Annotated in this window: 9 protein-coding genes; all 9 read left to right on the top strand. The window is 37.7% G+C overall.

The genetic code is table 11. The features are described from left to right. Positions 1 to 74: 74 nt before the first annotated feature. A complete protein-coding gene (locus H8S01_RS12325) occupies positions 75 to 2,894 on the top strand; it encodes a hypothetical protein (protein WP_186837369.1) in 2,820 nt (939 codons plus the stop codon). A gap of 33 nt (positions 2,895 to 2,927) precedes the next feature. Next, positions 2,928 to 4,916, top strand: a complete 1,989-nt coding sequence (gene tkt / locus H8S01_RS12320) for a transketolase (RefSeq protein ID WP_021865562.1) — start codon at positions 2,928 to 2,930, stop codon at positions 4,914 to 4,916. 164 nt (positions 4,917 to 5,080) lie between these two features. After that, complete coding sequence (locus H8S01_RS12315) at positions 5,081 to 6,292, top strand: iron-containing alcohol dehydrogenase (RefSeq protein WP_186837368.1); 1,212 nt, start codon at positions 5,081 to 5,083, stop codon at positions 6,290 to 6,292. 261 nt (positions 6,293 to 6,553) lie between these two features. Beyond that, entirely contained in the window at positions 6,554 to 7,165 is a 612-nt protein-coding gene (locus tag H8S01_RS12310) for an RNA polymerase sigma factor (RefSeq protein ID WP_186837367.1), read from the top strand. Further along, entirely contained in the window at positions 7,158 to 8,276 is a 1,119-nt protein-coding gene (locus tag H8S01_RS12305) for a hypothetical protein (protein WP_186837366.1), read from the top strand. Before H8S01_RS12310 ends, H8S01_RS12305 begins: the two co-directional genes overlap by 8 nt. Positions 8,277 to 8,290: 14 nt before the next feature. Next, positions 8,291 to 9,259, top strand: coding sequence for an AAA family ATPase (locus tag H8S01_RS12300; RefSeq protein ID WP_186837365.1), 969 nt, complete (start codon positions 8,291 to 8,293; stop codon positions 9,257 to 9,259). Next, positions 9,256 to 10,338, top strand: coding sequence for a DUF58 domain-containing protein (locus tag H8S01_RS12295; protein WP_186837364.1), 1,083 nt, complete (start codon positions 9,256 to 9,258; stop codon positions 10,336 to 10,338). Before H8S01_RS12300 ends, H8S01_RS12295 begins: the two co-directional genes overlap by 4 nt. Next, the gene (locus H8S01_RS12290; protein WP_186837363.1) at positions 10,301 to 12,703 is read left to right on the top strand and encodes a transglutaminase-like domain-containing protein; all 2,403 of its coding nucleotides are present in this window, start codon (positions 10,301 to 10,303) and stop codon (positions 12,701 to 12,703) included. Before H8S01_RS12295 ends, H8S01_RS12290 begins: the two co-directional genes overlap by 38 nt. Before the next feature lie 41 nt (positions 12,704 to 12,744). After that, positions 12,745 to 14,565, top strand: a complete 1,821-nt coding sequence (gene uvrC, locus H8S01_RS12285) for an excinuclease ABC subunit UvrC (protein WP_186837362.1) — start codon at positions 12,745 to 12,747, stop codon at positions 14,563 to 14,565. The last annotated feature ends 73 nt before the right edge of the window (positions 14,566 to 14,638 follow it).

The raw sequence follows: 14,638 nt of genomic DNA, 5'->3' as shown, positions 1-14,638 counted from the left end.
ATTACGATTAGAGAATAACCCGGATTGCAGGGTGTTAATACATAAAAATTGATTAGTAAAGGTGGCGTCTTGTTGTGGATAAATATGAAATGAATCTTAAAATTGAACAGATTAAGCAGCTTGCAGCAAAAAAATCTTATAAAGAAGCAGCTGCAATTGCAAAAGAGATGAGCTGGCACAAGGTAAAAGACTGGAATGCACTTGCAACAGTAATTAACGTGCAGGAAGCAGTCGGAGATTACGAGGAAGCGAGAGATATGGCTATTCTTGCATATAACCGTAATCTTGGAGGCAGAAAGCTTGTATACAAACTTACTGAGATTATGATAAAGCTGAAGCAGTTTGATGATGCTGATGGGTTATATGAAGAATATGAGCGTATGTCACAGCATGATGTTAGCAGATATATTCTTTATTATATTTTAAGAAAAGCAGAAGGTGCGTCAGATAACGAGCTTGTTGAAATTCTTGAAGACTATAAGAATCATGAGATTGATGAAAAATACATGTATGAGCTTGCTTGTCTGTATGCAAAGACAGGAAGAAAAGACGAGTGCATTAAAGCGTGTGATGAACTTGCACTTTTATTTCAGGATGGCATATATGTTGAAAAGTCAATGGAATTAAAGCAGGGACTTGGGGCACCGCTTACAACAATGCAGATTAAGATTCTTGATGATGCAAAACTTAAAAAACATGATGATGAAAAGACAAAAGAAATCATGTTTGAACAGCAGAAAGAACTTGCAAGAATACGTCAGGATGATATTGAAGAGGCATTAAAAGAGGATGATGATAAAGAAGCCGGGAAACCGGAGACTGAAGCAGAATCTTCAGATGATAAAAAAGCAGAATCGGCAAAGCCACAGATGCAAAGCATTGATGCAGGAAGCCTTATGGCTGCAACATTAGAGCCATGGGATGAGCCGGTAAAAGAAGAAGGTGACGAACAGACAGAAGAAATAGAGATAAATATAGAAGAAACTGATGAACCAAAGGGTGAATCAGCAGAAAATAATGATACAGCAGAAAATCTTTCAGGCGAAGATATGAAAGAAGAACATGATGCTGATAACAAAGAACAGCCGGATAATACAGATGTATTTAAAATGGCAAGAAAAGCAGCGGCGGCAGTATCTGATAACAAGCCCGGACAGATGCCGGAATCATTGAAAGAACTCATAGCTAATGCCAAGAAAAAGATTGAAAACAGCTATGACAGAATGAGTCGTGAGGATGAAGAAGAACGTCTGCGTGAAGAAAGAATAGAGGCACAAAGACATATTAAAGAGCGTGAAGATGCTATGGAGATTGAGCCTGTAAGCGTACCGAATGTCAATAATATTTATGACACACAGAACATTCAGGCAGAGCTTGCAAAGAATTTAAGTGAAATTCTTGACGAAGATACACAGGCATTAAGACCGGATCCGGTGACGAATACAGACAATATTACGGATGAGGTGCAGCCGGAAGAAGATGAGCAGATTGAAGGACAGTTAAGCCTGGCAGACTGGATGGAAACAGTACGCGAACAGAAATACGGCAACAGGGATACTAAAGAATATTCTAAAGAAGAACTCGAACGCATGCTTGATGAAAAGGATGAAAAGAGTGCTGCATATGAGCGTCTTATGGAAGAACAGAAAGAAATTGCAAAGGCAAACGGCTCTGAATTTAATGAGGAAGAAGCAAGATTAAAAGCAAGAGAAAAGATGATGCTCCATGCAGCAAAGACAGACCTTGCTATAAGAACCGGTAAAGCTACAGTGAAGCTTGAAGAAGCGGTAGATGCCATGAGAAGTATGGCAGAACAGGCAGGAGATGTGCAGGAAGAAGCTGCCAATGAGCAGACAGCAACTAAAGAAACGGATATTGCAGAACAGATAACTGAAAATATCCAGAAGGATACAGTCGTATCACTTGATACAGCAGAGATTGAAAGAATATCAGATGAAATGTTAAAGAGTGCTGTCAGTGAGGAGCTTGATATGGAGCAGACAGACGAAACAGAAGAAGAGATTCCAATCGGCGAGCTTATGCCTGAAGAAAATACACGTAAAATTAAGCCTTCAGCAGTAAAAGAACCGGAACCTCAGGTTGATGATATTGAGCAGGAAATAGATGAAGAAAAGAAACTTAGCGGAGATCTTGCAAAGATATTCAGAAAATACAGAGAAATGCCTGGTCTTGAGAGCCAGCTTGCATCTTATTTTGAGACACTGGATAAGGAAATGCAGACTAATACTTCATCATACGGAAATATTCTTATTTCAGGCAATTCAAGCTCTGACAAGACAGACCTTGCAAGAACAATTGTAAGAGCAATCAATCATCTTTATCCGGACCGCCAGAAAAAGATAGCAAAGACAACCGGTGACAGTATTAATCACAGAGGAATCAGCAGAGCCATGTCAAAGCTTAAAGGAACTGCTCTTATTGTAGAGGGTGCCGGTTCAATCCAGCCAAAGCGTATTGAAGAGATTACACAGTGCCTTAAGCAGGATACAGGCAGAATGATAGTAATATTTGAGGATTCTGATGCTGAGATGAATGTTTTGTTAAACTTCAATCCGGATTTGACAAAGCAGTTTAACCATAGAATTATATTAAAGCAGTATACTGTTAATGAACTTGTAGAAATGGCAAGAAAATTTGCACGTAAACGTCAATATGAAGTTGATGATGATGCACTTCTTGAATTGTACTTAAAGATTGATAAGCTTCACAGTGTGACAGACAATATCCGTCTTGATGATATCAAGGAGATTATCAACAAAGCGATAGCACATTCAGAAAAACGTGCTTCAAGAAAGTTCTTTGGCGGAATTAAGAAAAAACGTGGTGAAAAGGGAGATATTTTCTTCCTTACAGATGCCGATTTTAAAGATTGAAAATAAAAATTATTTAATTTAAGGAGAGAGAATATGAATAATATTGATGAAATGTCAGTAAACGCGATAAGAGTTTTATCTGCGGATGCGATTCAGAAAGCTAAGTCAGGTCATCCGGGACTTCCTCTTGGAGCAGCACCTGCCGCATATGAATTATGGAGCAGACACATGAACCACAATCCAGCTAATCCAAAATGGGAAAACAGAGACAGATTTATCCTGTCAGGCGGACACGGTTCAATGCTGTTATATTCACTTTTACATTTATTTGGATATGGTAATCTTTCAATAGATGATATCAAGAATTTCAGACAGCTTGATTCGCTTACACCAGGACATCCTGAATATGGTCATACTGTAGGAATTGAAGCTACAACAGGTCCTCTTGGACAGGGTATGGCAATGGCAGTAGGTATGGCAATGGCAGAGGCACATCTTTCTGCTGTATTCAATAAAGAGGGATATCCGGTTGTTGACCACTACACATATGTACTGGGTGGCGACGGCTGTATGATGGAAGGTATTTCATCAGAATGTTTCTCTCTTGCAGGAACTCTTGGACTTAACAAGCTTATTGTTTTATATGATTCAAATAATATTTCAATTGAGGGAAGCACAGATATTGCATTTACAGAAGATGTAATGAAGCGTTTTGAAGCTTTTGGTTTCCAGACAATAGAAGTTAAAGATGGCAATGACCTCGCGGCAATCGGAGCAGCTATTGAAGAGGCGAAGGCTGATAAAGAGAGACCTTCACTTATTAAGATTGATACTCTTATCGGATTTGGATGTCCGGCGAAGCAGGGTAAGGCAAGTGCTCACGGCGAGCCTCTCGGAGAAGAAAATGTTGCCGCATTAAAGGAAAATATCGGATGGCCATGTAAGGGCGATTTTGAAGTTCCACAGGAAGTTTATGATAACTATAAGAAGATAGCACAGGAGCGTGGTGCGGCAGAAGATAAGTGGAATAAACTTTTTGATGAATATTGTGAGAAGTTCCCTGAAATGAAAGAAAAGTGGGATAAATATTACAACGGATATGATCTTACAGATTTATTCGAGTCAGAAGAATACTGGGTTAAGCCTGAAAAAGCAGAAGCTACAAGAAGCACGTCAGGAGCACTTCTTAACCTTATTAAGCAGCATATGCCTAACCTCGTAGGCGGTTCTGCTGACCTTGCACCATCTAATAAGACAAACATGAAGGATGCAGGCGATTTTTCTAAGGAAAATTACGCAGGAAGCAATTTCCACTTTGGCGTAAGAGAGCAGGCCATGACAGCTATCACTAACGGTATAGCACTTCACGGAGGATTAAGACCATTTGCAGCAACATTCTTCGTATTCAGTGATTATACAAAACCGATGGCAAGACTTTCATCACTTATGAAACTGCCTGTAACATATATTTTCACACATGACAGTATCGGTGTCGGCGAAGATGGTCCTACGCATGAACCAATAGAGCAGCTTGCTGCATTCCGTTCACTTCCAAACTTTACTGTTTTTCGTCCATGTGACAGAACAGAGACAGCGGCAGCATGGATGTATGCCATAAAATCAGAGAGCACACCTACAGGACTTGTGCTCACAAGACAGAATCTTCCACAGATTGAAGGATCTTCAAAGGAAGCTTTAAAGGGTGGCTATATCATTGATAACAGCACAAAAGCTGAACCTGATGCAATTATAATAGCAAGCGGTTCAGAAGTTTCACTTGCAATAGAAGCTAAGAAACTTCTTGCCGGTGATGGTATTGATGTAAGAGTTGTCAGCATGCCAAGTATGGAATTATTTGAGGAACAGTCTGACGAATACAAGAATTCAGTTCTTCCATTAAGCTGCCGTAAGAGAGTTGCTGTTGAAGCACTTTCTGATTTTGGCTGGTACAGATATGTAGGCCTTGATGGTAAAGTCGTTTCAATGAAAGGCTTTGGAGCTTCAGGTCCTGCAAACGAACTTTTCAAGAAGTTTGGCTTTACTGCAGAAAATGTTGCAGCAGCAGTAAAAGATGTAATGTAATCTGATTAAATTTGTCAAAAAATGTTAATAAATTATTTACAATTGTTAATAAATTTTAGACAAAAATACCTTGAAATTGAATAAATAGAGATATATAATAAGAGCATAGATTGTCAGAGATTTAACAATCAATGCTCTTATTATAATTTTGGAGGTATTTTATTATGGCTAGATTTACTTTACCAAGAGACATTTATCATGGAAAAGGTTCTTTGGAGGCATTGAAGACACTCCAGGGCAAAAAGGCAATTATTTGTGTCGGCGGCGGCTCAATGAAGCGTAACGGATTTCTTCAGAGAGCAGAAGATTATCTTAAAGAAGCTGGAATGGAAGTAAAGCTTTTTGAAGGCATTGAATCAGACCCATCTGTAGAGACTGTTATGAAAGGTGCTCAGGTTATGACTGAGTTTGAACCTGACTGGATTGTAGCTATCGGTGGTGGTTCTCCTATTGATGCAGCTAAGGCAATGTGGATAAAGTACGAATATCCGGATACAACATTTGAAGATATGTGCAAGGTATTTGGTCTTCCACAGCTTAGAAGAAAAGCTCATTTTTGTGCAGTATCATCTACATCAGGTACAGCAACAGAAGTAACAGCATTCTCAATTATTACAGATTATCATAAGGGTATTAAGTATCCAATTGCAGACTTTGAGATTACTCCTGATGTTGCAATTGTTGACCCTGAACTTGCAGAGACAATGCCTGTCAAACTCGTGGCTCATACAGGTATGGATGCAATGACTCATGGTATTGAGGCATATGTTTCAACAGCTAATTGTGATTTTACAGATCCTCTTGCACTTCATGCTATTATGATGATAAGAGATAATCTTGTAAAATCATATAACGGAGATATGGAAGCAAGAGATGCAATGCATAATGCACAATGTCTTGCAGGTATGGCATTCTCTAATGCACTTCTTGGTATTGTTCATTCAATGGCTCACAAGACAGGTGCAGCATTTGAAGGCGGTCATATAATTCATGGTGCAGCTAATGCTATGTATCTTCCAAAGGTAATCAAGTACAATTCAAAGGATGCAACGGCAGCTGCAAGATATGCATACATAGCTGATTTCCTTGGACTTGGTGGTAATACAACAGAAGAAAAGATTGATAATCTTATTGCAATGTTAAGAAAGATGAATGATGAACTTAATATTCCTCATTGCATCAAACATTATGGTGAGGGTGGTCTTCCGGCAGAAAATGGTATTGTTCCAGAAGACGAATTCCTTGAAAAACTTCACGATATTGCAGCTAATGCTATTCTTGATGCCTGTACAGGTTCTAATCCTCGTCAGCCTAGTCAGGAAGAGATGGAGAAACTTCTCAAGTGCTGCTACTATGATACAGAAGTTGATTTTTAAATTATCCATTAATATAATTAAAACTGCCGGTTGTGTAAAAACAACCGGCAGTTTTTTATATAATCGGAAGAGATGCAGTGCTTATTTCAGCTATGAATATTGCATCATATTTATTTTGACATAATATGAAATATATTTTATAATAATAAAAACATTGCGTGAAAAACAGTAAATTAAAATGAGATGTATCTGATAAAATACAATTTATTTGCGGCGGTTTAAGAGTGTAGTGCGTATAAATATATATAAGGGAGGAGAACTATGGACACCACAGGGGAATTAACGCAGAAAAAGTTTTCTGCCAGACAGCTGGTATCCAAAGTCTTTGAGACAGACCAATATCTTATAAGACAGATTTTGGATGAGGATGATAAAAGGGCGGCAGAAATATTAATTGACAGGTATTATAAGACTGTCTACAGGGAGATTTACATAAAGACATCTGATGAAGAATTGTCACTTGATCTTACACAGGAGACATTTATATCAATACTCAGGGCATTATCACAATTTGATGCATCAAAAGCATCATTTAAAACATGGATAATAAGGATAGCACAAAATAAAGTTATAGATTACCGGCGAAGCAGGTACAATCATGAATCAATTATGACAGAAGTGCTTGAAGATTATGATAAGCCATCATCTGACTGCATTGAAGATAATGCAATTAACAGTATGACAAAGGAAAAGGTAATGCAGATTCTGAAAAAACAAGATGAAGTCTCGGAACGCATATTTATGATGAGGGCGTATGAAGAACATTCATTTACGCAGATTGCCCAGATGATGGGGATGAATCAGAGTGCAGTAAAAGCAAGGTATTACAAGACGGTAAAACTAATCAGAAAGGAGTTGGAAGGTTATGAATAAAGTGAAATATCCTGATAAAAAGGTAATTCAGCAGCAGATATGCACAATTATTGACCGTTCAGGAATGTTTGACGAACAGCAGGACAGCCAGATGTTCACAGAGATAAAGCCTGTAAGCAGGAAACATTCATATACCAGAACAGCTTTCAAAGTAGTAAAAGCTGCAGCAGCGGCGGCAGCGGCGGTTATTGTTGTGACAGCAGTACATGGGGCAGCAACAGGAATAGCATCAAAGAAGCAGAAAGCATTAGCACCGGGAGGAACACGGGAAAGTGAATATACGGATAATGCAGCTGCAGATTCCAATGCAGATATGCAGTCAGATAAAAACGAAGGAGCATTAAAAGCAGACCGCCAGTATACAAGCGATGAGATTGCTATAAATAAGCAGGATTACCTGAAGTATCAGAAACAGATAAGCTGTATACTTGGTTCTGATAACAGTACAATAGCTGCACAGCTTTCCGTTGTATATCCTAAGATTTATCATAATAAAGTTTCCCTTAATTCGGCAGACAGTTTATATCAGACGATTGCAGATACATGTCATCTTAAAGCAATGGAAAAATATAGTGATATTGATATGAGCGAAAATTATATTGAGAATCCGGTAAATATAAGTTATACATCGACATATTCGGTTTGTGAAGCAGCTCAGGATACAGTATTATCATTTTCTGATAAGTATGTAGAATCAGCAGAATCATTTATTGCTAAAGACTTTACAAGGAAGAGAATTACACAGGTGTATGGTTATAATTTTGATGTTGAAAATGACAAAATTCTTACATACGAAGATATTTTTGAAAATTATGACGAGGCGATGAATTATATATCAGAGCGTGTAATGAATGCCGGTGCATCTCAGATAGAATATTTAGATGACCAGACTAATACATATACATATTATAATATGAAAAAGATTATAAGTGATAATAACTGGTATATAAAAGATTATGAAATGGTTATAACTGTCAATGGCAGGCAGACACAGAAAGCCGGTGGAAGTTCAGAATATGAAGTAGAATCACCGGTTCAGGTTTCTATTGATCTGGATGAATTTAGAGAAAAAGGTATTAAGTTTAATAATGCATATTTTAATATACATTAACAGGGGAGATATATATGACAGATAATACATATTACTTAAATATGGCAAAAAACGTATTGATGGAGATAAAAAAGAGTGTTGTGGGCAAGGATGAGGTTATCTGTAAGATAATGATGGCAATTCTTGCAAGAGGACATGTTCTCATAGAGGATATTCCGGGAGTTGGAAAAACAACTATGGCACTTGCATTTGCAGAAACACTGGGGCTTAAATGTAACAGGGTACAGTTTACGCCTGATGTAATGCCATCAGATATAGTGGGCTTTAATATGTATAACCGTGCAACTAATAAGTTTGAGTACAAGGCAGGGGCAGCAGACTGTAATATCCTGCTTGCAGATGAGATTAACAGAACATCTCCCAAGACCCAGTCCGCTCTTCTTCAGGTTATGGAAGAAGGAAAGGTAAGTGTTGATGGGGTTACATATGCACTTCCTGAGCCGTTTATGGTTATTGCCACACAGAATCCGTTTGGTTCGGTGGGAACACAGAAACTGCCGGAATCGCAGATGGACAGATTTATGATAAGAGTTACCATGGGATATCCGTCAGTTGAAGATGAAGTCAGCATAATGAAGAGTAAAACCGGTGGTTTATCAAACAGGGTTTTATCGAAAAATGTTATAAATGCACAGGATTTTATGGCTATGAGAGATATAGTAGATGAGGTATATGTCGATGACAGCATATATGAATATGTTGCAAAAATTGTAGCTAAAACGCGTGATTCAGAGGATATTTTGCAGGGAATAAGCCCGAGAGGAAGTATTTCAATCATTAATATGGCAAAGGCAGAAGCTTTTTTACGTGGGCATGATTATGTACTTCCATCAGATATACAGTTTGTGCTGAATGATACGATGGCACACAGAATTATTTTAAATAGAAGTCTGAAACGTGGTCATATAACAGAGGAAAGTGTAATAGACAGCATTTGCAGAAGTGTAGATGTTCCTAAGATTGGTACGAGAGGAATATTGTGAAAAAAAGAGTAATATTATATATTCTTAGTGTAATTGGAATAGTAATTCTTAACTGCCTTTATGTTAATTTTGAATTTATGGTTATGTTGGTAATGGTGATTGTCATACCGTTATTTTCATATATAATTTTTAGTATTTCAAAACATGGAATGAAGATATTTGTAAAGATTAATAATAGTGTAGTGTCTGTCGGTGACAATATCGATGTCAGAATTATTGAAGGTGGCAATTCGTTATTTGGACCGCCCGAAGGCGTGCTCAAAGCACAGATAAGATATTCCAATGACGGGAATACAAAGCAGGCAGAAGTTGAAATTGGCAGTGGCAGCATGAGGGAATGCAGTCTTGATTTTAAACCAAAGCATATAGGAATAGTAAACATATATTTTACGGAACTGAAGGTTACTGATTATATCCGTTTTTTTTCAACTACATATGATTATAACTGTATCAGAAAGGCAATTGTTTTTCCGCAGAAAAAGGATGGAAGTTTCCGGGCTGTTGATTATCAGAATGAAGAGGATGAGTTTGTATTATCATTTGAGGAAACAGATAATACAGAAGTGCTTGATTTAAGAGAGTTTGCTGACGGAGACAGTGTCAACAAAATTCACTGGAAGCTGAGTATGAATTCTGATGATTTTATAGTGCGTCAATATGGTGAAGAGGTAGAAAAGAGAAATACGATTATTGTTGACCTTACGAAAGTAAAGACAGATAAATTCAGGGATAAGCTGGATTTGATTTACGAGGCAGCATATCTGCTCGGACTTGCATATCTTGAGGATGGAATATCGGCACGTTTTGTTGTATGGGATGGATTGGAATATGATATAACATCATTTGATTTTGATGATGAAGCAGGACTCGAAAAAGCACTGCTTGAAGTTATGTGCATAAAGTGTGAGACGGATTCTTTGATGCATCTTAATTATGTTATTACGCAAAACAGTATTAATCTGGGACAGTATCCGGTTCTTATTACTATGCAGGATTACGAAAGCGATATTTATGATATCATAAATGTGGAAAAGGATAATCTTGACAGGATTTTTAATATTAAAGATGGGGCAGATTAACATGAATGATTTACAGGCAGATACAAGTGACATTATAAAGGAAATATTAATGTGTGTGGTAATTGCCATGACAGGTATGTTCGGAATAACAGGTGCCATGTTTACCGGAAATGCTTTATATGCAGATTCGGCAGGAGTGTATATATATGAGGCAGTTATTACATGTGTTGTCGTTATATGTATAAGTCTGCCCAAAATAAGAAAAAAATTCAGTATCGTGTATGGATTGGCAGTATTGTTGCTTTTTGTGGCTGCACATAGCATGATAATCAGTGGATTTGTTCATATTGCAAACCAGATGGAGACATTTTTCAGAAGTGGGAGGTCATATGCGGATATTCAGGGAGCGGTTTCATCATCTGACAGTAAAGCATATATTGCGGCACAGGGACAGGAATCACTGGCAATATTTCTTTGTGTGCTTATTATGGCATACATTATAAGTTTTACTGTAGTATATGTAAGAAGCATGCTTGTTGCAATTGTAGAAATTCTTCCGGCAATGAGTCTGTTTATAGCATATTCTGTAATTCCGTCTGCGTTTGTATGTGTGATATGTATTACATATGTATTTTGTGTTGCAGCATTAGAGAGAAAGAAACGTGACATAAAAAAGCCGGCAGTGGTATTCATGATATGTGCATTGGTGGGAACAGCTCTTATTGTGACTGATGTTGTGAATAAAGATTATAAAAGACCACAGATTTTCATTGAATGGGGCAAAGATATGGATGAGTCTGTTAATGGGATTTTTGACGGAATTGTGGCTGGAAATGCTGACGGTGGTAAAAATGAAAACAATGATGATAGTGGTGTAAAAGTAACGGGGCTTACAAATGATGGTGTTATAGGTGAGGCGGATTCTGTCCAGATAAAATCAGACACGGTTGCGAGGATAACAACACTTAATACAGGAAAAGATTTATATATTCCAACATATACAAGCTATAATTATTATTATGGCGGAAATAAATGGACACGGGCTTTAAGTGTAATTGAAGGTGCGGATCAGAAAAGATTTGATATGATAGAAGAAGCACTTGCCAGTGATGTTTTAAAAGATTATATAGATGGTGGAACAGGGGATTTTGGGCGAAGCACAAAAATATACCAGATGACAAGAATAAGTGGAGATAAGAATATACCACAAAATTTAACATATATTGATATTGATACATCTTATATATCAAAACTTGTCGATATTATGCAGGAAAAGACAGATTTACCATATGGATTCAGCACACATATTATGACTGATATGGAACTTCTGAATGATACTGCACACAAGAGCGGTGGAGCTTCCAGCATTCAGGGATTTTCATTATCAGATTTAAATACGTTCTATACCTACAAGCCTAAAAATGCAAGCACACAGGAACGGCTGAATTCTATCCAGAAGCTGAAAGATTATTTCAGTAAAAATTACAGATACACACTTTCTCCGGGACGTGTTCCTGATGGAAGAGATGCGGTTGAATACTTTCTTATGGATAGCAGGGAAGGGTACTGCACATATTTTGCATCAAGTGCCGTTATATTATTAAGGTCTGTTAATATTCCGGCAAGATATGTAGAGGGTTACAGAATTCCGGCAGACAGGATAGCAGTGGCAGATACAGTTAATACGTTAAATACATTACAGCAAAATAAAGCTGTTATCACTGAATCGGTTGTAGATGTAAAAAGTTCAGATGCCCATGCGTGGGTCGAAGCATATCTTGATGGATATGGCTGGATAACGGTTGATGTTACACCATCTTCACAAAATGAAGAAAATGTTTCGCAGGAACAGCCACAGGAGCAGGAAACATCATCCGATGAACAGGAGAACACATCTTTAACTGATGAACAGGATACAGCAGAAAATAATCAGGATACAGCATCCGCAGGAGACATTTCCACAGAGGAGAGTGGAAATAATACAATAGCAGGTGGAAAAGTCACCGCAGTTTTCGGATTTTTGTGGAAAATAATATTGATTGCAGCAGCCATTTTATTTGTTATAATATTTATAGTACGCTGTGCAAAAAAGAAAAAGCGTGTAGATAACATGCTGGAGTCATCAGACGTAACTGCATTGTTTAATTCATTGGAAAATCTTCTTGCCCGCTGTGGATATAATAGATTTAACATGGATTATGAAGAATATGCGGAAGTCCTTGAGGGAAGTGATGACATATTCAGAATTAATAATATAAAAATGATTATAGATTACGTGCTCATGGTCAATTATAGAAAAAATGATGGCATAGACAATGATAATAACGAATATGTATGCAGTCAGATAAGAAAGCTTCGTGAAAGTCTGTTTGCAAAGATGAATCCGCTAAGGAGATTCGTTTTAAAATACATAATATGCATGTAAATAAATTGTGCGGCGTTTAAACAGGAAATGAGGCTGATTTTATGTTTAATCTTGAAGAGGAACTTAAAAAACTTCCTGATAAGCCGGGAGTTTATATAATGCATGATAAAATTGGCACGATTATATATGTAGGAAAAGCGGTTAATCTTAAAAACCGCGTAAGGCAGTATTTTCGTGCAAGTACAAAACATACGGCAAAAATAAAAAGAATGGTGTCGAATGTTGATTATTTTGAATATATAATAACAGATTCAGAACTTGAGGCATTGGTGCTGGAGTGCAATCTGATAAAGGAGCACAGCCCAAAGTATAACACTATGTTAAAGGATGATAAGACGTATCCTTTTATAAAAGTGTCCGTACATGAAGCGTATCCCAGAGTTATATTTTCAAGAAAAATGAAACACGGAACAGGAAGGTATTTTGGACCATACACGTCCGCAGGAGCAGTAAAAGATACAATAGAGCTGCTATGTAAGCTTTATAAAATAAGAACATGCAACAGGGTTCTTCCACGCGATATTGGAAAAGAGCGTCCGTGTCTTAATTACCATATAGGGCAGTGTTCGGCACCATGTCAGGGATATATTTCGCAGGAAGATTATAAGAAATCAATAGATGAAGTTATTGATTTCCTTGGTGGCAACTACAAAAAAATTATAGACGGGCTTACATCGCAGATGATGGAAGCGTCTGAAAAGATGGAATATGAAGAAGCGGCAAAGTACAGGGATTTGATTGCAAGCGTAAAACAGGTTGCCCAGAAACAGAAAATTACAGCTGATGACAGTGCTGACAGGGATGTTATAGCATGTGCTTCAGACGGGACGGATGCAGTTGTACAGGTATTCTTTATAAGGGAAGGAAAACTGCTTGGCCGCGACCATTTCCACATGTCGGTTGCAGAAGGAGACGGAAAGAGTGAGATAATTTCCCAGTTTATGAAGCAGTATTATGGAGGAACGCCTTATATTCCTAATGTTATAATGATACAGGAAGAGATAGACGATTCTGACATAATCGCAGACTGGCTTTCTAAGATTAAAAAGAGAAAAGTTTCTGTTGTGACACCGAAAAAAGGTGATAAAGAAAAACTTGTTGAACTTGCATACAAGAATGCACGCATGGTACTGATTCAGGACGGTGAGAAAATCAAGCGGGAACAGCAAAGAACGACAGGTGCGATGGAAGAAATTGCCGGATGGCTTAATATTCCAAATATCAGGAGAGCCGAAGCATATGATATTTCCAATACAAATGGTATTGAATCAGTAGGTTCAATGGTTGTATTTGAGGACGGAAAGCCAAAGAAAAATGACTATAGAAAATTTAAGATAAAGACTGTAAAAGGACCTGACGATTACAAGAGCATGAGAGAAGTGCTTACAAGGCGGTTCAAACGTGCGATAGAAGGTTCATCCGGATTTGATATATATCCTGACCTTATTATGATGGATGGCGGTCGTGGACAGGTAAATATTGCACTTGAGGTACTTGACCAGCTTGGACTTAAAATTCCTGTATGTGGAATGGTTAAAGACGACCACCACAATACGAGAGGACTTTATTACAATAATGTCGAGATACCGATTGATACGCACAGTGAAGGATTTAAACTTATTACGAGAGTTCAGGATGAAGCACACAGATTTGCGATAGAATATCACAGGAGTCTCAGGAGCAAGGCACAGGTATCATCAGTGCTTGATGCAATAGAGGGTGTCGGACCTGTACGGCGTAAAGCACTCATGAAGCATTTCCAGGATATAGATAAAATCCGTAATGCCAGTGTTGAAGAACTTTGCAGAGCGGATGGAATAACAGAAACGGTCGCAGTAAATATCTACAAATATTTTCATTAGCATATAAATGTGATATAATTATAAAAGAACTTCGGAAAACAAGGAGGCTAAATCCTCTCCTCATCAAAGGATT

This window comes from Lachnospira hominis (ex Liu et al. 2021) (assembly GCF_014287955.1).
In the GTDB taxonomy this organism is placed as follows: Bacteria; Bacillota; Clostridia; order Lachnospirales; family Lachnospiraceae; genus Lachnospira; species Lachnospira hominis.
Note: the sequence above shows the minus strand (reverse complement) of the source record. Positions and strands in the feature narration are given on the sequence as shown.

What these genes read in the sequence shown, in the direction of transcription:
- H8S01_RS12315 (WP_186837368.1), top strand. Translation starts at nt 5,081, where the DNA reads ATGGCTAGATTTACTTTACCAAGAGACATTTATCATGGAAAAGGTTCT.
- H8S01_RS12310 (WP_186837367.1), top strand. Translation starts at nt 6,554, where the DNA reads ATGGACACCACAGGGGAATTAACGCAGAAAAAGTTTTCTGCCAGACAG.
- H8S01_RS12305 (WP_186837366.1), top strand. Translation starts at nt 7,158, where the DNA reads ATGAATAAAGTGAAATATCCTGATAAAAAGGTAATTCAGCAGCAGATA.
- tkt (WP_021865562.1), top strand. Translation starts at nt 2,928, where the DNA reads ATGAATAATATTGATGAAATGTCAGTAAACGCGATAAGAGTTTTATCT.
- uvrC (WP_186837362.1), top strand. Translation starts at nt 12,745, where the DNA reads ATGTTTAATCTTGAAGAGGAACTTAAAAAACTTCCTGATAAGCCGGGA.
- H8S01_RS12300 (WP_186837365.1), top strand. Translation starts at nt 8,291, where the DNA reads ATGACAGATAATACATATTACTTAAATATGGCAAAAAACGTATTGATG.